This is a genomic window from Phocaeicola sp. RTP21198st1_B8_RTP21198_201120 (assembly GCF_040929485.1).
Taxonomy (GTDB): Bacteria; Bacteroidota; Bacteroidia; order Bacteroidales; family Bacteroidaceae; genus Phocaeicola; species Phocaeicola dorei.
Window position 1 is genome coordinate 414 of sequence record NZ_JBCOCI010000363.1, and the last position, 938, is coordinate 1,351.

General features: G+C 45.0%; 1 protein-coding gene. It reads left to right on the forward strand.

Annotated features, from left to right (window positions below):
• Window positions 1-31 precede the first annotated feature (31 nt).
• Window positions 32-938: toprim domain-containing protein (locus AB5935_RS26335; protein WP_368327910.1), on the forward strand; the 907-nt coding region annotated here is incomplete at its 3' end.

Below are 938 nucleotides of genomic sequence, written 5' to 3' on the forward strand. Positions count from 1 at the left end.
CCCGAATCTCTTTCCTGAATACAATCAAGGAATGAAAGAGTCTGCTCTTGTTCACAAAGTCTGTCAGCGGCTTTTGAATATTCCTGTGGAGCAACGTAACCAGAATGTGCTTGCTCCTACCCGTGATGCAAAGCCTTTCAATATCAAAGATTATAAGATTGAGCGATTTCATCCTGATGAAGCTGACTCTCAGAAACCTTTTTATGCTTTCTTCAAGTCAAGAGGAATCGATTTTGCTACACGTTGTGCTTTTCACCGTAACTTCTTTCTTGCTTCCAAGGCCGCAGACAATGGGGCAAGTTATAAGAACCTCTCTTTTCCCATGTATATACCGGGGCATCCTGAGAAATGTGTCGGTTTGGAAGAAAGAGGCTATCCACGTAAGGACGGCTCTGCACGAAAAGGCATGGCAGCCGGGACAAATGCAAGTGAAGGCCTATGGATGGCAAGTCCCAAAGACACGGAACTGAAAGATGCAAAAGATGTATATGTGTTTGAGAGTGCATACGATGCCATGGCATTCTACCAGTTGAGAATGCAGAAAGACTCCGGACTTGATTACAATGCAAGACAGAATCTGAAGTCTGCCGTATTTGTCTCTACCGGAGGAAATCCCAGCTACGGACAGATACAGGGATTGGTCAAGGCTGCTCCCGGTGCTACTTTCCATCTTGGCTTTGACAACGACCTGGCGGGAAAACAGTTCGTCTTCAACTTTGAATCCATCGTACAAAAGATGAATCCGTTGCATCCTGAATCAGTCTCATCGGACATGAAAGGCTTCATTGAAAGTTTCAAGGAAGGTATCACATCCACCAAAGAGCTGCTTGACATTGACGATGACAGATATGCGGAGCTGCCTGAAGTACTACAGAAGCTTTACCTCGCTTATGACACAGCAAGAAATGAGGCATGGGAATACCATTATTCTCCCTTTT